Genomic DNA, 18,079 nt, shown 5'->3' with positions numbered 1-18,079 from the left:
AGGGACTGACTATGTAGGGCCGCTAGCGTAGCGTTGCGGTTGACCTCTAACACCCTCCTAGATGGTACGCGGACATTTCAGCCGGTGACTAGTGATACCTTTCGTCAGGGTTTCTCCAAATCGATCCAAAAAATCTACCTTGTAGCTAGTGAGGCATATCACCGCTGCGGGATAGGAAGATACAAAAGCGCGGCCGAGCTTCTATTACATCGTAGCTCCGCCATCATAATGTTTGCTGGCGACTGTTTCTGGGGCGTGTCCAGTGATTGAATCACTAATGCTCCGGTCCACCGGAAAAAGGGGGACAGGTTTATTTTTTTGACAATAAATCTGTCCCCTTTTTTCATGTTTTCATTCTGAGCGAAGTACTATCTAGCAGCTACAAGCTCGTGTGAACCGAGATGGTGCCGAACCAATTTTTTGCATCGGAATTGATCAGTGCTGTGGCTGGCTGCTTTCGACTACAAACGGGCACTTGGTTATTCCCCCGACCCAATAAATAGCAGTGTGCGGGGGGCCAGCTTATGCAGGAGGCAACCCCTTACCAGCCTAGGTTTTTTTTATTGATAGCGAAGGATGAGAAATGGACGTTCACTCTCAGGACATAGCTGAAGCGTTGGAAGATGAAGGCAGTGATCTAGTCTTCCCCGAGCCTGAGCCTTGCAGCTTGGCGGCCAGTACGAACTTTCTGAATTCGGGGCGCGAGCAGCTTTATCTGGTCACTTATCACCTTGCCACTGATCAGCAGATCAAAGGGCTTTTTCGCAGGAAAAGACCAGTAGGAGATCTGCTACAGCCTTCGAATTTTCTCGGTCGTCCTTGCTATGAGCTCTGGACGAACGGTTCGTTGGTCGGCGTTGCCGTGCTGAGTTTTTCCGGCATGGAATTCTCTGACGAAATCTATCTCACTGTCACCCTAGATGCGGTGTATCTCGCCAATAGCAGCCGAGGCACCGGACTGGCCCACTCTTTTTTGGAGGAGGTAGCCAAAGCTGCATACCTGGTGTCGATGGCGCCTCTTGTTGGGCCAGGTCGTGAGTTACCGAAAAAGCCAGTCAACCTTACCATTACGGCAGAGCTACATTCAGATGGTGGGCAGAGTGCTGTGCGGGCACTTGGCGATTCGCTTTCATGGATGTTCTCACTGAGCGGATTCCCGTCTCTAGAGTGCGTTGTTGAGGACAGCAATTTCTAGAGCACCGCACAAGTGAAACTGAACAGATACGTATTAGTCTTGTTGCGGGGCGATGACATCAATCGAGTCATACTGCAGAAAAAGTGCCTATGGCTTGTCTAGGATTTTTGGCGTTGCGGCACTTGGTTTCTTTCGAGGGCATCAGGATTACATCCTCTCTGAACGGGCCGCTGAGCGTTTTATGCCCCCATCAACCGTGGAATGCCCCCGGATTAGGTGGAGAAACGCAGGCAAGAAAAAAGCCGTAAGCTTTGATTTATCTAGGCTTTACGGCTTTTCTGGGTCTTCCTGGGAAGACAAATTGGTGGAGCCGGGGTAAGTTGAATTGGTCCAATAAGATACTGATTAGGCATCTGAAAATCGGTTAGTGGTTACAGCTGGAATACCAATTGGAATTCTGCAGCAAGTTTCTAGGTCTTGCACCGACCAGTTGGGTCTAACTGTACAACCTGGATAGCTCGCAATAGCCGTTAGCGTGTTGAGGCTATCCAGCATCAGCAGGATGAAGATTGGCACAGGCTTGCCGAGCCGTTAGTCGAAGCCACGAAGGCTTGTCCAGGTTGGCGGTGCTATTGCAGGTAGCGCGGCACTATCCGTTTAGGAATTACAGATCTCATTCAGGCGTACCCCGAGTACCGCCACAGCGTTACGGTTGCCAGCGTTTGCGGTGCGTTCGTTGGCCACTGGCTAAGCATTCAATCCATACTACTTCTCGGCAGGTGGGGCCATCCATTAAATTCCGTCGTGTATGCTGTTGAAGACCAGCGACAGAAAAATGGAGCGTCTATCAAGACCATCCGCGTACTCGGCTCGATTCGGCCAGCCCAGCGCGCGATGATCGCGCCAGGGTGAGGTTTACTCTAAGGCTCTTCCACTCCCGGTGGTGAAGGGTCTTGAGGGGTTGGTGGACAATGCTTAAGGTCGTGACGGCCTGGCCGCTGGCAGTGTGTCTGAAGGCTTTACAGATAAATAGGCTTGTGGCCCTAGGCTTCGACCACTCCTGTCCTGGGCGCCGTAACCTGTTCAGATTATTTACCTGTATGAACAGCCAATGTGGACGTCAACCGCCATTTTGACTAGGGTGTGGCCTTTCGATATTGCTCGCAAGGTGGCCTGCATCAGATGTAAAGAGTTCTTTTGCAGGCTGTCGTGGCGGTGACGCTTGTGGGGAACCCTGCAGCTGCTCGCAGCCATAGAGCGCCAAACGACGATGCTGGTTCAGGTTCGTCTAAGCGGTTAAGGCTCGCCCCCAGGATTACTTATCGCCGAGACGTTATAGATGGTCGGCCCTCTGGGTTACGACCTTTTCTGCTTTGCCCATTTTTCATCAGTCATTGATCCAGCTATCAGCCAAGCCTTCATCAAGGAAGTAATTCATGTCGATCAACCAAACCTTGCTCTATGACATGCTGCAATCGTTGACCCAGCAGTCAGGCGTTGAAAATGAATTCATCTATGGCTTTCTGGACGCCTACGGTTTCGCAAAGAGCACGATCACTCAGCTAAGGAACGGCGGTGCTCGTAACGTGGCGAAGATCACTGGTGATGTCGCACTGAAAGGCCAGCTCTATTTTCACCCTATTCAAGCCGGTGAGGAGCTCCACGAGATCGTGGAGCTCCTCCGGAATGGTGATGCTATCAAGGCGCAGAAGATCCGTTTTGTGATCGCGACTGACTTTGAACTGCTGGTCGCTTACGACCTGAAGGCGGATGAGCGCTTGGAAACAGCATTCACCGAGCTCCACCAGCAGTACAGTTTTTTCCTGCCGTTGGCGGGGTTAGAGAAGAGTTATATTCACAGCGAAAGCGTGGCAGATGTAAAGGCAGCGGAGAAGATGGGGCGGCTGTTTGACTTGATCCGTGAGCGTAACCAAATCACTAGCGCTGATGATGTACATAGCCTAAATGTGTTCCTGACCCGCCTGCTGTTCTGCTTCTTTGCTGAAGATACAGGGATCTTTGAGAAGCATCAGTTCACTGATGCGATCAAGTCCACGACTCGCGAAGATGGAGAGGACATTTCGGAATTCCTTGGAAAACTGTTCGCGGTCCTGAACGCTGCTGAAGCAGATACCCTGCGTCAGTCCATACCTGCACACCTGCAGGCTTTCCCGTATGTAAATGGCGGTTTGTTTGAGCAACAGTTGACGATCCCCTCATTCGGGGCAAAATCTCGCCGTTTGCTGTTGGAGTGCGGAACTCTCGATTGGTCTCAGATCAATCCGGATATATTTGGCTCCATGTTCCAGGCGGTGATCGATGAAGAACAGCGCAGTAGCATGGGTCAGCACTATACCTCCGTGAGTAATATCATGAAGGTCATCCAGCCATTGTTCCTGGACAAGCTGTATGCGGAGTTAGAGGTTTCGCGAGGTAGTGAGAGAAAGCTGCAGGCATTGCTGGAGCGTGTTGCTCAAATAAAAGTATTCGATCCGGCCTGTGGGTCGGGAAACTTTCTTATTATCGCTTATAAAGAATTGCGCCGTTTCGAGATGGAGGTTTTTCGTGCGCTGAATGATTTCAGTAAGCAGCGTGTGATTTTCATGAGTGGTATTAAGTTGTCGCAATTTTATGGTATCGAAATGGACGATTTTGCTCATGAGATTGCTTTGCTGTCCTTGTGGCTTGTTGAACATCAGATGCACACTGAGTTTAAAGTTGCCTTCGGGCACGCGGAGCCGATGCTGCCTCTGAAGGCAAGTGGAAATGTTATTCATGGGAATAGTCTGCGACTTGAGTGGAGCAGTGTTTGTCCTAATATGGCCAATGATGAGGTGTATGTAATAGGGAATCCACCTTTTGTTGCATCTGGTAAAGATCGCTCTAAAGAGCAAGATGACGATATGGTCCTGACTTTTCAAGGGTTTGACAGCTACAAAGACCTTGATTTCGTAGCGTGTTGGTTTTGGAAGGGCGCACAGTACATCAATAGTACTCGATCTGAGTTGGCTCTGGTATCTACTAACTCAATCTGCCAAGGCGAACAGGTAGCAATGCTTTGGCCAGCTGTTCTTGATCTCGGCCTGAGTATCAGCTTCGCATACCAACCATTCAAGTGGAAAAATAGTGCGAAGAAAAACGCAGCTGTTCATGTTGTGATTGTTGGGTTGTCCAATAATCCATCTAATCGAATTATTTTTAAGCACATTGGAAATGAATGGCGTGCTCAGATAGTTTCCAATATCAGCCCATACCTAATTGAGGGGGGCAATACTGTCGCTTATGGACGGCGTAAGCCAATCGTCAATGTCACACCTTTTGCCAATGGAAGTATTGCCGCCGACGGTGGGCATCTTATCTTAGATGCTACAGAGCGGGAGCAGCTCATCGCCTCAGAGCCGGCCTCTGCTAAGTGGATTAAACCCTATCGTGGGGCGGACGATCTTCTTTCCGGAGTTACGCGGTATTGCTTGTGGCTGGCTGATTGTTCACCCGATGAACTGAGTCGTATGCCCGAGGTAATGAAGCGTGTTGAGCGTGTGAAAAGTACTCGACTTCTCAGTCCGAAAGAGCAGACTAAAAAGAAGGCTAATACTCCTCATTTGTTTACGGAAAATCGTCAGCCCCGAGTTGGTAATTATCTCGCCATTCCTAGAACATCCTCCGAGAACCGAATGTATGTTCCCATTGGCTACGTGGATAGCTCCGTTATAGCTAACAACGACTTGCAGATTATTCCCAATGCGACTCTGTACGAGTTCGGCGTGCTTACATCGACCATGCACAATGATTGGGTGCGTGTTGTGGCTGGGCGTATGAAAAGCGACTATCGCTATTCCGCCTCATTGGTCTATAACACATTCCCATGGCCTGAAGCCTCCGAGGCGCAGCGTAAGCAGATCGAAGCTCTAGCTGAAGAAGTACTGATGGTTAGAGAGCACTATCCCGACAAGTCGCTGGCTGACCTCTACGACCTAAGCTACATGCCGGATAATCTGACATCTGCCCACAAGGCGCTAGATACAGCGGTGGAACGACTATATCGATCTCGCCCCTTCCGTGATGTTTCTGAGCGCCTAGATCACCTGTTTGACCGTTATGAGACGCTGATTGAGCAGGAGCGTCAGCTGCTGGCTGATCAAGCTAAGACCAAAAAAATCCGTAAACCCCGCGCATCCAAGACTGCTGCCTAGTAACTGGAAAGGACTCAAGAATATGGTTGACTTATTGAAAGTGGAGTACGCGCAAACTGGTAAAAGCGCGACGTTAAATGAGATGGGGATGAGGGAAATGCAGGCTAGGGCCTTCGCTTCTCGCAACAGTCAGTACCTGCTACTGAAGGCTCCGCCAGCTAGCGGAAAATCTCGTGCCCTTATGTTCTTGGGGCTCGATAAGTTGGTTAATCAAGGCTTACAAAAAGTCATTGTCGCAGTACCTGAAATGTCTATCGGTGCCTCATTTCGAGACACCTCACTGACAAAGCAAGGTTTCTTTTCTGATTGGTCAGTTCTTCCATCGAATAACCTATGCTTGCCGGGTGGTGAAAGCACGAAAGTTGAATCGTTCCGGCGCTTTATGCAAGCCGATGGTGAACAGATTCTCGTTTGCACTCATGCGACCCTCCGCTTTGCCTTCGAGAAATTGGCACCGGCTGATTTCGATTCAGCTCTAGTGGCAATTGATGAATTCCACCATGTCTCCGTCGATGGGGATAATCGCCTGGGCGCACTTATTGACTCCCTGATGAAGGGGTCTAATGCACACATCGTTGCGATGACTGGTTCCTACTTCCGCGGTGACACTGTTCCGATTCTACTCCCGGAAGACGAGGAGCTGTTCGATAAGGTCACATATACCTATTACGAACAGCTCAATGGTTATCGTTATCTGAAATCGCTGGGCATTGGGTATCATTTTTATCAGGGGCGCTATATCGATGCGATGAAGGATGTGCTGGATAATCGAAAGAAGACTATTATTCACATTCCTAATGTAAATAGTGGCGAAGCTGCGCTGCCGAAACATGAGGCAGTTGATCATATTCTTGATGCAATGGGGGATGTGCAGAAGCAAGATCTGAACACGGGAATTATCACAGTCAAGCGCAAAGATGGCTCGCTAATGAGAGTGGCCAACCTTGTCGACGATGGCCCAATACGCGCCTCAGTTATCGAGTATCTCCGCAACATTAAAGCATCAGATGAACTGGATGCCGTAATCGCCCTCGGTATGGCGAAAGAAGGTTTTGACTGGCCTTGGTGCGAGCACGTTCTGACTATTGGCTATCGTAGCTCTATGACGGAAATTGTTCAGATAATTGGTCGCGCGACCCGTGATGTGGAAGGGAAGGCTCATGCTCAGTTCACCAACTTGATCGCTCAGCCAGATGCTGAAGATGTGGATGTGAAGATATCGGTGAATAATATGCTCAAAGCGATCACCTTGTCGCTATTGATGGAGCAGGTATTAGCACCGACCGTCACCTTTAAACCGCGCTCGAAGATTGTCGAAGGTGAAACTGTTGAGCCTGGAACTATCATTATCAATGACGTAACTGCTCCTGTCTCTGATAAAGTTATCAAAATTCTGAATGGTGACAGCGATGACATCATTGCGACGCTGATCCAGAAGCCTGAGGTAGGAAAGTCTCTGGTAGGTGGTGGAGTACCGCCCGAGGTCATCAATGAGACCGAGCTGCCAAAAATTATTGAGACGAAATACCCTGACCTGACGCCGGAGGAGGTCGAGCAGGTCCGTGAGGGTGTTCTGACCAAGGTATTGATCGGCACCTCGGGCGGGTTGTTTGATGAGGCAGATTTGCCGGCGGACGCGGTGATCATTGAGTGTGGTAGCACTAGTGATGGTGCATGCTACGCGGTGGCGGAGACTGGCCAAAGTTACGTCACGCAGCCGAGCTCGATTTCTCAGCCTTCTGCTGCACCGGAGGGCAATCGTCAATTTGTGAAGATGGGCGATAAGTTCATCAACATCGACAACGTGACAATCGACTTGATCCATCAGGTCAACCCATTCCACGGTGCCTACGAAATCCTGTCGAAATCTGTGACCCCTTTGATGCTTAAGACGATTCAAGAGGTGGTTGCGGCAGGTCGCATCAACATGACCGAGGATGAGGCCGTGATCCTCTGGCCACGCATAGTAGCATTCCGACAAGAGAAAGGACGCGAGCCTTCCCTTACCGCGAATGACCCTATCGAAAAAAGGTATGCGGAAGGTCTGGAGTATCTGAAAAAACGTAAGCGCGAGAAGCTTCAGCAACAGCAAGTAGTCTGACGGGAGGCAACGGAATGTTCCTGAGTGGTAAAAAGCGTCGCGAACTTGATTCTCTGGATGACATTTTTGGCGCCTCTGATGAATTCGGCCTGCTCAACGTAAAGCCCCGGCCTGCGCCCCCTAGAAAAAATGATCTGATGGCTTCTCGGTTTGAAGAGATCAATCAGTTCATTGATCAGCATGGCCGCCTGCCATACGAGCACGGTGAAAACTTGTTCGAGAGACAAATGGCAAAGCGCTTGAAGGCGATCTTGGAGGGTAGCGATCACGCCACCCTAACCACTTTGGATCGGCATAGCTTGCTGGCCGTTTGCGAGCCAGTTCAAAATTTCATGTCTGCAGAACCCATCGCGCCCGAGGATGTGATGAGCATCGACGATATCTTGGGTGGTGATCACATGGGGCTGCTTGATGTCGGCGATATGAGTATCCTTGACATTAAACACGTACCGTCCGAAAGGGAAATTCCGGATGAGGTAGCGCAACGGACGAAATGTGAGGATTTCTGGCGGTTTGAATCGGTTTTCAGGAACCTACATACTGCCCTAAAAAGTGGGCGGGCGGAGTCCGTTCAATTTGCCGAAAACTGGCAGATCACCGCTGGCGATGCTTTCATTCTCAATGGCGTCATGTGTTTTGTGGATGAGGTTGGTGAAGAGCATGGCCGTGGAGAGCACAAGGATGCCCGATTACGTTTGATCTTCGAGAACGGCACTGAGTCGAACATGCTGCGGCGTTCGCTTGGTCGTGCCCTTTATATGGAAGAAACTGGCCGCCGCATCCTGCGTGATCGAGATGATGCTCTGGCTGAGTCTTTCCAAGACATCCGCCTGACCCACCGTGATCGGCGCACAGGCGTGGTATATATCGTCAAGTCGCTAAGCAATAACCCTGCTTTGGCGCAGTTCCCCCATCTGTACAAGATCGGGTACACCGAACTCACGGTAGATGAGCGCGTTCGTAATGCAGAGCGGGATATCGCGTTTCTGGAAAGCCCGGTACAGAAGGTAACGGAATTTGAGTGTTACAACATGAACCCACAGAGGTTCGAGTCCCTTGTTCACGGCTTCCTGGCTGTCCAGCGACTCAATGTGGATCTGGTTGGTAGGGATGGGGAACATTATCGCCCGCGTGAGTGGTTTGCTGTCTCTCTAGAGGTGGCAAGGGAAGTAATTAATCGGATCATTGATGGAACGATTACTCAATACCGTATGGATAATACGACAGGCCAGATGATCAAAAAAGATCGGCGATTATTATGAGGATAAAAATCCTATAAAATTACTTTGGTTTTTTCTCACTGAAGCAGTGCAGTCTTCAGAATAAGTAATTCAGGCAGGGGCGATCAGCGCCCCTATGCCTGTAGCGTTGAATTGAAAATATACTAAGCAGTCAGTGCCCATAGGCAAGAAAACCACAGATAGTCTGAATCCAATGGGCCGCTGAGCCAGAATCACCGCCATTTAGCTAAAATGTCGCTTGGAGTCGAATGAAAACTCGCGATCGATAAAATCCAGCGAGTAGATAGTCAACAATGTCCCGTGATTGGTCTTCAGTTCAAAGGCATGATCCAGGCGATTGATCATGCCTGGCAACTTCACGAATATGACCCTGCAGTCGTTCACCATCAGATATTGAAAATTTTCAGCAAAAAGCTTGGCGGTCTTTTCGTCCCCATTTCCAGCAGGCCACCATTTGGCTTTCTCAATTCTTGATTTCCGGGCTAGATCAAATTTGCGCGGTAGCCACCAGATAGGTTTAGGCACCTCATAGACTGCCAAGCTCTGGATGACCGTAGCGATTGCGCCAGGATTGAAATATACGAGCTGTACCAGGACCGAATCTTCCAACTGCTCTGAGCTGACAACATGAAAGTCATTCGTGCCGCTGCGATGCACTGCTCGCGTCAGCTGGTAGGAGGCGTTTTGGGTTAGGCCATTGCGAACGCTTATGCACAGCGCCGCAAAGCTCATGAGAAGAGTCAATCTTGAAGCATTATTGGTGAGAAACTCTAAAAAACTAGCCATTCCAAATCCTTTGCATACCCTTTGAGTGCGTAGCCCAGCACTAGCCACTCCTACTATCACACGATAGGCGAGGTTCGCCGGCAGGCACATCGAAACATCCAAGTTAGAACGTCTAGCCACTTGTGATGCTTGACCCTCAGGTCAGCAACTAGCGCTGCTGGGACTTATTTACTACCAGAGACCAGCTTCAGCTCAGGTGGCCGACCACCTGCCCTAATTTGGGGGGGGGCACCAGGCCGCGACACCATGACCGGAGCCAATCCGAATAGATTTGCGGCCAAATCCTCAGCATTGACATTCAGATCAGATGCAATGCTTTGAAGAGATGTGCCTTTATCTCGGGAATGGTTGAGTACTTTTTGAAGTACCTGAGAGGTTTCGCGCGGTGACGGGTCAATCTCGTTAGTTCGGGCACCCATGTTCGAGAACGCAATGCACAAGTCCCGATACACCCATTCAGTCAATATCCCTACCTTGTGAAGCCGGTAAGTGAGTGCCATAGCGGAGACATTCCAGTACTTCTTTGCTCTCAGTATGCCCGCTGTCGATTTACAACCACTTGCATACGCCAGGATGCTATCACGAGGCATGAGCAAAGCTGAGGCAAATGCGTTGGCCTCGGCCTCAACCTCCTTGCCTTTGTTCTCACCGTGGCGGTGAAGAACCAGGTGCCCGAGCTCATGGGCTGCATCGAATCGACTTGCCTCGCTCGATTTCTGGGTATTCAGAAAAACGAACGGCGTCGTGCCACGTCTCCAACAAGAGAATGCATTGACCTGCTTGGTTTCTTCGGCCAGCGAGAAAACACGTATGCCCTTAGATTCCAACAGATGGATCAGATTCTTGATCGGCCTATCGCCCAGCAGCCATTCAGCACGTACAACCATGGCAGCGGCCTCAGGATCCATACCGGAACAATCAGGCACCTCTGGCTTGGGAACGTTGAACCGAACATCAATCCAGTCAGCAAGGAGATAAGCGATACCTCCGGCAGCCAGAGCCCCGTCACGCTGCCCTGATGTCATGCGTGAAAAGGAGCGGAAGCTAGCATTCGTATCTGTGGGCGCATCGACGTCATGGCCCATAAAGAAGGCCATTGGAAATCGCAGGGCATTAGAAAGTCGTTCAAGGCTTTCAGAGGTTGGCTCTTGCGTACCATTTTCATACAGAGTCACGAGCTTACTGCTGAGCCCTGAGAGATCGGCGAGCAATTTCTTGGTCAGCCCCCGGCGCTGTCTCGCGAGGATTAGCCGGTTTGGGTTGAAATCGCTCAGTTCGGTCATGTTTTCGGAGTCACGGGGATGTCAATGTCTGGGCTCGAATCCGGGCCAGGAAGGTCGTTAGATTCGTCAATGTGAAGCGGCGGCATAATAAAGCGCGGAGCCCAACCGTCAACTCTTTCGTTTTCCCCCATGTTGACTGGTCTAGACAGCTCGTATTGCACAACCCGGTTCGGCAAATCTACGTGAAACAGCAGGATCCACAGGGTTTGCTGAGAATCACTTCCTGGGGTAAATCGCTGCAGCTCCTCACGATCCACAGGAAAGAGGTCTTGCTGCCCAGCGTTGTACGCGACACTGTTAGTCGTCTGCCGACCTCGTTTGTTCCGCGTCTGGGGTGTTCTGTTGGGGTTGCCCGTGTTTTCGTCACCGCACATCACGGTTATCGCATGCCTACCATCCGGAGAAACGATGCGTGGCTGGTTTTTTGGATCGTCCAAAACCCACCCTTGAGGCAGAGTCACGGAACGTAAAGTGCGGGTACCCTGAATCCAAGCCATGGTCCCACTGGACCCCTTGGGGTGCAGTGGGCTCGCGCTAATAAAGGCGCGGAAACACTCCAGCATTGTCGTCTTCAGATCCTGCTCCAGAATGCCAAACAGCTCTTGAATCGCCTGTTGAGGCGGCATTGCTTGAAACGCGAAATCATTACTAAGCATTGGAGGAGGACCTCAAGAGATTTCCAGTTATTCTACATCATTCGATGTGAAAAAAAAGGAAGTCGTATGATTCTGTCGCCCCGTCTGGCGGCTATGGAGCAATCGAATGGCTCCCTCACGACAGCTCGGGCCGGCATGCATGCTGATGACGATTGTTGCGTGCCCACAGCTCTGCCGGCCACTCTCCGCGCAAATGCCTACATGAGCAGCATGGTTGGTAGCCAAACCCTCCAGCAGTCCTAATGCCTCAAGAACTGAGCAAGGCGCCTATCAAGCATCTACAAGGCGGTGTAAAAGCAAATTGGTCCCGGCCAGTCTTTTGCATCGGGATAGGTCCGCGCTCATGGCTGGCTGCTTTCGGCTAAGAGCGAGACCTATAATTCACCAAACCTGCACGAGGCTCGATTGGTTTTGTCCTTATGTCTGAGTGGTTAAGGTCATGGGAGCGATAGTGTGCGTGCTATCATATAGCCACCCTGCCCCCAGAAATCTTTTCTGCCTTCAGGTAATCATCATGGACGATTTAGTCAAAACGCATTTGGATGTGTACCAAAGCTGGCAAAGCCATCTCTTCAATTTCAGTCTCGACGATCCAAAGACCAACGCACCTGGGCTGCGCAAGCCTCAACTGGCTGCGCTTTATGCCACTCTGGGGCACCTGGTTGTTGATCCCTCTTCGACCGCCACAGTGGTCATGCCGACCGGTACAGGGAAGACTGACACCATGCTCGCGCTGATTATCGCTGCGAGGATGGCAAGAACGTTGATCTTGGTTCCCTCGGACGCCCTCAGAACGCAGTTGGTGGGTAAGTGCACGGAGATGAAGACACTCCGTAACGTGGGGGCGGTATCGGACACTGCGCGAAATCCCATTGTTGCGGCCATCGATTCGAAGTTGTCAGAGGAGCAGGTTGCTGATTTGGTTAGCGCCAACATCATTGTGGCTACTCCCCAGGCCCTGCTGCTATTCGAAGACGCCGCTTTGGGTGCGCTGGTCAATATTTGCAGCCACCTGATGATCGACGAGGCTCATCACGTCGCCGCTGCTAGCTGGAATCGAATCAAAACCGCCTTCATCGGCAAACCGTGTATTCAGTTCACAGCGACACCATTCCGGGAAGATGGTCTGGCTCTGGCCGGTAAGATCATTTACAACTACCCGCTCCGGGATGCGCAGCTTGACGGCTATTTCAAAGGTATCGAGTTTCATCCGGTACGAGAATACAACCTCAAGCTGTCCGACCAGGCCATCGCAGACAAAGCTGTTGAGCTGCTCAGGGCTGACCTCAAGGCCGGGTATAACCATCTGATGATGGTGCGGGCCAAGTCACACAAGCGGGCATCAGACCTGTTTGAGATTTACAAGCAGCACCCCGACCTCACGCCGGTACTGATTCACAGCAATGTGCCGAATCAGGCGAGGGTGATGGCTGAGATTATCAAGAAGAAGCACCGGATCATCGTGTGCGTCGACATGCTTGGCGAGGGCTTCGACCTACCCGAGCTCAAAATTGCTGCCATTCATGACCAACACCAAAGCCCTGCCGTGACGCTCCAGTTCATCGGCCGGCTGACACGTGTGGACGCCGCCCTTGGTGATGCCAAGTTCGTGGCGAACATCGCTAACCAGAAGACCGATCACCAGATGGCTGACCTCTATAAGGAGAGTGCTGACTGGGGGGCAGTCATTCGCAATGTGAGTGAGAAAAAGGTTAGCCGGGAAATTCAGAAGGCAGACTTCACCGAGCAATTCGCTGACGGTGACGATGCCCAGGTAATCTTTGGGCTCAACCCGAACCCCAAAATCAGCGCCGTGGCGTATCACCTCTCTGTCAAAGACTGGACACCGCAGCGGGCACAGAGTCTGGATGGCCGGAAGGAGACACTGCAGTACTTTTCGATCAATGAGCAGGCCGATACCGTCATTGCCGTGACTCGGCGAGAGACGCTGGTTGGATGGGCTCAGACCGAAGAAATCGTCGATACCAGCTGGAATCTGTACATCGCGTTCTACGACAAAGCGCAGAAAATCCTCTTCATTCATACCTCGGGTGACGACACCCAGGCATCTCGCTTCCTGAACCTGGTGGCCAAAGACTCTCGGCGCATCAATGGTGAGCCGGCGTTCCGGACGCTCCACGACATCAAGCTGATGAAGCTGCAGAACGTTGGTCTGTCCCGCGCCCGGAAAGACCTGCGGTTTACGATGCATGTGGGGCGCGACATTAACCAGGTGATCAGCGATATCGAGAAAGGCAATGCGACAAAGTCGAACATCTTCGCCACTGGTTTTGAGGATGGAGAACGAACCACCGTGGGCTGCTCGCACAAGGGCAAGATCTGGGAGATGAACTCTTCTCCGATCAACTACTGGGTCGAGTGGTGCAAGCGGATGGCGGTCAAACTCAACGACAACACCATCGACCCTGGTGACGTCCTCAAAAATGTCATGCGTGCCGACCAAATCAAGGGCAAATGGCCAGAGGGGCTGTTCTACGCCGACTGGCCTGTGTCGATCGCGATCGAAAACGAGCAAAGGATCTCGCTGTATTTTCAGGGAGAGACTTTCAACCTGCTGGATGTCGAGCTTGGTAAGCCTGAGTATAGCGATGCACGAACGCTGGAGATCCCTGTCTTGGTCGCAGGTAACGATGGCAAAGAGCGTCGCCTCACTACTATCGCCATCAAATTGCTGGTGGATGGGTACAAGACCTCCTGCCCAGGTGTGAAGATCCTTTACCCCCACGAAGTACCACTGGATTCTTACCTGGATGAAGAGCCGCTGGTACTGCTCAGAGTCGACGGCTCCATGGTGCAGGGCAACTACCGTCAGTACTCGCTTAACAGTATGGATGTAAAACTGCCAGCCGGTTTGCTCGAAACCTGGGACTGGGGAGCGACGAAAATCCATCAAGAGTCCATGCGTGCGGAGCAACGCAAGGATTCAGTACAAGGGTTCACTTTCGATAAGATCGCTGATGATTACTCAATCGTGTTCAACGATGACGGCAAAGGCGAAATCGCTGACCTAGTGGCCATTCGAGAAAACCAGGACGCTATATACGTCGACCTATATCACTGCAAATTCTGTCCTATGACGGATGGTGTGGCTGCCCCGGGAGCGCGCGTCGCCGATGTCTATGAAGTATGCGGGCAGGCGTCCAGGTCGGTAAAATGGCTGTACACCGCCGATAAGTTCTTCAACCGATTAATGGATCGCTACCAGCAGGGACTGCTGAAGGACTTCGATAGAATCCTGAAGGGCACGCCCCAGCAGCTGGAGATCCTGCGTAATAAATGCCACGACCATGAACTGATCTTCAAGTTTGTGATCGTACAACCTGCGATCTCAGCGAAGAAGGTGTCGAAAGAGCAACTGGCCGTCCTGGGGACGAGTTACTCATACATCAAGAGCATATCGGGCTCGGACATCAGAGTCATAGTTAGCCCTTGATTGATTTACACCAGCGGAATTGCAGCTATTTCCGCTGGTGTCATGCCATGATCCACGCTTATCATACCTACTTTGCTTTTGCCAATATATGGCTTGCGGTAGCCTGAAATGTCTTAAATTTTAAAGGTGCTCGATGACCGCTTCTGGCCGAAATTTTTCTGTTGTGATCATCCACAATAGTTTGATTGCGGTCGGTCACGATAGGGCTGCCTTCTCTCAAAGATCGAACGCCCAGGTATCTAGGGTTGTAAGCCCATTGTGCTCACTTAAAATGTAAAATAAGTTACGGCAAGGACGAAGTTCGCCCATAGCTATCCATAGAGGTATTGATCTTTGTTAATCATCTAAGGTGTTTCGCTGAGTGCATGTCTGATCAGACTTTGCCAGCTTCCAAAAATATAACCATCGTAAGCGGAGAAAAAAGCACGCTCTTTTGCTTGGTAGCCCTCGTATGATAGGGCGTCGTTGAATTCACGAGGGTTAAGGCTTTTTTGTCTGGGCGCTGAGCTTGATATAACACAATGCATTAGCCAAGACACTTGATCGTCTGGCATTACCCTAACCAATCCGATCCCTTGGTTTCTTGCGTAAGAAATCGATCCGCTTTGAAATGAATTTCTGGTAGCTATAACGCCTTTTACGTTTTTTCCTGCAATTTGGTCTAACTTTGCTTTGAATTCTTCTACGTCATCGACTGGTACGCTGTGGTTGTAGTTTTTACATTCGCATACCCACAGCAATGCATAATTTTCGGCTTCCGGTGGCCATACCTCAATTGAAATGTCTACTACAATATCTTTTTCTCGATCTTTGGAGTAGTAACCTTTTTTTTGGAAGATTTTTGCGGAAGAAGGAATGATTCCAAGACGTCCTTCGATTAGTTCTTTTTGTAGAAGATTGAAGACTTTATTCTCCAGGGCATTTCCTTTTGCTACAGAGTCCATGTGGCTTTCCAATTATTGCTGGTCATATAGGTTGATAAGTTTCACTTGAATCATTTAGCTTAGCGCGTTCTTTGCTTAAAGCTTCACAAGCGATGGCCGCTAAAGGACGCATGTTAAAGAAAGTTCTGTATTGCCATTATGTCTAGCGGTTGGTGAAGTTAATTAAGGGGATCTGATTGAACGCCTAGCTACTGATTCCTGTATTAGCTAATTATCGCACATTTAGAGTCCATGATTTCTCAAGGCGTCGAACGAGAAGCCGCGCTGTCAACAGGTAGTAGTATCGAGTCGCTGCGCATCGCCCAGCTAGTCGGTGGTCAAGAAACCAATTCACATGTTTTTTCTGCCAAGCCCAAGGTGCCTCCAGCTGCCAGCGTTCAGATATCTCAGCTTGGATGAGCTTTGCTTGCCGTAAATGGCGCTGCCTGGTTGCGTACGAACCCGTCAGCACTCCAGCCAAGAACAGCTCCATATCGAATGGCTTTCTCATATCCGCCCTCCAATGTAGGCAGCAACCACGTCGAGCCGACCATGCCCAAGCTCATAGCTGATTTGCCTCCGGGCCTGACGAGCTAGGTTCCTATCTGCCTGGCTACATTGGCCCCCATTGATTGGTGCGAGGTGTTGGGTGATCTGCTCGTAGCGCTCACAAGCATAAGCAGCTCGTAATTCGTGAAGACCTTTTAGGTTGTACGCCTGGAGGATGCAGCGGGCAGGGCGGACGATTTTCTGCAATACATCCAGGTAGCTTTCGTTTGGTGCAATCAAGTTTCGGCTACCCGCAGGCGAAATCTGGCGTGCAAACTCAAGTGCATCTCGAACATGGCCGTCTACCGGAATCCAACGCGGCGCCGAGGCACCGGCGCGACCGCCTTTGGTGCCATCCTGAATGTTAAGCCTTCCTAGGCCATCAGCCTCACGGCTAAGCCGTGGCAGGTCAGCCAAGATGGCCTCACGCAAGCGCATGCCGATGGCTCGCGCCAACAGAACAATCGCAGCGGCTCGTAGCTGATGATGGCCGCAAAGCGCATCGACGATCTGTTTAACCTGTTCGCGATCTTGTCCCTGCGGCACCGATTGACGAACCCCGGTGCGCTGCATACCCAACGCCTTGCTCGGACTTGGCAATTTCACATACTGATCACCGCGAAGCGCCGCCATGGTCCTGTTAACGCTGGATAGGCGGTTTTGTGCGGTGCTAACAGCAAGGTCACCGCGCCTAACCACGTCGCGTAGATACGCCGCATAGTCCGCCAACACCTCCCGATCAATCTGCCGCGCATCATTGATACCCGGCCCCTGTTCTGAGCGGCACCATTTGACGAATGCCTGCCACCGATCACAGTGTGCTTTGACCGTGCCGTAATGACCGCCACCGAACATGTCTTTCAACGCTTGCGGCCCTGCGTAGCTCAATTGCCTGCCGTAACCAAAATTACGACCATCGCGTCTACCCACCAATGCCATGTCAGTCACCTCATCATCCGATCTCCGATCCTCGCCCCACGTCATCCCGCCAAGAATGCTGAGTGTTATCAGGGATCAAGGCCCCTGCGACCTGTGGGGAATGTCCTCTACGCTGGACTGGCGGCTCCTTACGACCGGGAGCAAGGGCATCTCATGATCTGGCCTCCTGAGCACCGTTACCGGTGGGCGGGTGGAGGCAGCATTGGCTGACGAGACCAGCGCCTGGAGATCCTGAGCCACGAGCAAGCAGCGATGCGATGACCGGGGCATGCCTGACTGTCAGTCAGGTGCAGTCCATTCCTTGGTCTGCGGCACCATCATCTGCATGGCTGTTGCTGGTGACATCGGCGTTTGTCACGCCGATTGTCACGAGGGGGATTGCCGCAAAGCCATATGCGATCTGGGCTGCAGCAGTGTTAGGAGTGCCCGTCTCTTTCCAGAGAAAGAGACGGGCACAGGTTGGCGCAATATTCGGCCAAGCGGATAGGTTGCTGCAGGGCAGCGCAATAGGAAGTGTCGTCTGGCGCACGAGGGCCATGATATGTAGTTGGCATCCATCACCGGGGAGGTGACCAGGCGAGCTGCCGGATGCGAATCGCCCTTGGGGAGAACCACCGCGGGAGCGGCGTGACCTTTAAGGTTCGGGTCACCTGGGGTGCTGTCATCGACAGCGCTTGCACGGCCAGTTCTACGCCTGTGGATAAACCCGGTCAAGGGCCTACATTCGGCGCTCTTGGGGACGTGAAAAGCGGTTATCCATTGGTGGAATTCCGTGGTAAATCCCGGACAACATCGTGGCTTTTAGCTCTTCAAAGTGAG

11 protein-coding genes are annotated in these 18,079 nt (G+C 51.4%); 5 read left to right on the top strand and 6 right to left on the bottom strand.

The genetic code is table 11. The features are described from left to right. Positions 1 to 583: 583 nt before the first annotated feature. The 4 genes from ACLEJR_RS15205 (at position 584) to ACLEJR_RS15190 (ending at position 8,691) form a co-directional block, all read left to right on the top strand. Positions 584 to 1,195 carry a hypothetical protein gene (locus ACLEJR_RS15205; RefSeq protein ID WP_440814831.1) on the top strand — a complete coding sequence of 204 codons (612 nt, stop codon included), beginning with the start codon at positions 584 to 586 and terminating at the stop codon, positions 1,193 to 1,195. Between the two features lie 1,376 nt (positions 1,196 to 2,571). After that, positions 2,572 to 5,328, top strand: coding sequence for a class I SAM-dependent DNA methyltransferase (locus ACLEJR_RS15200; RefSeq protein WP_243055838.1), 2,757 nt, complete (start codon positions 2,572 to 2,574; stop codon positions 5,326 to 5,328). A gap of 22 nt (positions 5,329 to 5,350) precedes the next feature. Next, a complete protein-coding gene (locus ACLEJR_RS15195) occupies positions 5,351 to 7,429 on the top strand; it encodes a DEAD/DEAH box helicase (RefSeq protein WP_243055839.1) in 2,079 nt (692 codons plus the stop codon). 14 nt (positions 7,430 to 7,443) lie between these two features. Continuing rightward, entirely contained in the window at positions 7,444 to 8,691 is a 1,248-nt protein-coding gene (locus ACLEJR_RS15190; RefSeq protein WP_243055841.1) for a GIY-YIG nuclease family protein, read from the top strand. A 201-nt stretch (positions 8,692 to 8,892) separates the two neighbouring features. On the opposite strand, the gene ACLEJR_RS15185 is transcribed toward ACLEJR_RS15190, so the two are convergent. The 3 genes from ACLEJR_RS15185 to ACLEJR_RS15175 all read right to left on the bottom strand — a co-directional run bounded on the left by ACLEJR_RS15185 (position 8,893) and on the right by ACLEJR_RS15175 (position 11,395). After that, positions 8,893 to 9,456, bottom strand: coding sequence for a hypothetical protein (locus ACLEJR_RS15185; RefSeq protein ID WP_243055842.1), 564 nt, complete (start codon positions 9,454 to 9,456; stop codon positions 8,893 to 8,895). Positions 9,457 to 9,620: 164 nt separating this feature from the next. Continuing rightward, positions 9,621 to 10,739 carry a helix-turn-helix domain-containing protein gene (locus ACLEJR_RS15180; protein WP_243055843.1) on the bottom strand — a complete coding sequence of 373 codons (1,119 nt, stop codon included), beginning with the start codon at positions 10,737 to 10,739 and terminating at the stop codon, positions 9,621 to 9,623. Next, on the bottom strand, positions 10,736 to 11,395 hold the full coding sequence (locus ACLEJR_RS15175) for a hypothetical protein (RefSeq protein WP_243055845.1): 660 nt from the start codon (positions 11,393 to 11,395) through the stop codon (positions 10,736 to 10,738). The genes ACLEJR_RS15180 and ACLEJR_RS15175 overlap by 4 nt, the downstream gene beginning before the upstream one ends. Positions 11,396 to 11,909: 514 nt before the next feature. On the opposite strand from ACLEJR_RS15175, the gene ACLEJR_RS15170 reads away from it, so the two are divergent. After that, positions 11,910 to 14,849 (top strand): DEAD/DEAH box helicase, encoded by a 2,940-nt coding sequence (locus tag ACLEJR_RS15170; protein ID WP_440814828.1) that lies wholly within the window; start codon positions 11,910 to 11,912, stop codon positions 14,847 to 14,849. A 344-nt stretch (positions 14,850 to 15,193) separates the two neighbouring features. On the opposite strand, the gene ACLEJR_RS15165 is transcribed toward ACLEJR_RS15170, so the two are convergent. The 3 genes from ACLEJR_RS15165 to ACLEJR_RS15155 all read right to left on the bottom strand — a co-directional run bounded on the left by ACLEJR_RS15165 (position 15,194) and on the right by ACLEJR_RS15155 (position 17,260). After that, positions 15,194 to 15,793, bottom strand: coding sequence for a restriction endonuclease (locus tag ACLEJR_RS15165; RefSeq protein ID WP_243055848.1), 600 nt, complete (start codon positions 15,791 to 15,793; stop codon positions 15,194 to 15,196). Positions 15,794 to 16,004: 211 nt separating this feature from the next. Further along, a complete protein-coding gene (locus tag ACLEJR_RS15160) occupies positions 16,005 to 16,283 on the bottom strand; it encodes a hypothetical protein (RefSeq protein ID WP_243055849.1) in 279 nt (92 codons plus the stop codon). Further along, entirely contained in the window at positions 16,280 to 17,260 is a 981-nt protein-coding gene (locus ACLEJR_RS15155) for an integrase domain-containing protein (protein ID WP_243055850.1), read from the bottom strand. Before ACLEJR_RS15155 ends, ACLEJR_RS15160 begins: the two co-directional genes overlap by 4 nt. Between the last annotated feature and the right edge of the window lie 819 nt (positions 17,261 to 18,079).

Origin of the sequence: Pseudomonas sp. SMN5 (assembly GCF_052041925.1) — a bacterium.
Classification (GTDB): domain Bacteria; phylum Pseudomonadota; class Gammaproteobacteria; order Pseudomonadales; family Pseudomonadaceae; genus Aquipseudomonas.
Note: the sequence above shows the minus strand (reverse complement) of the source record. Positions and strands in the feature narration are given on the sequence as shown.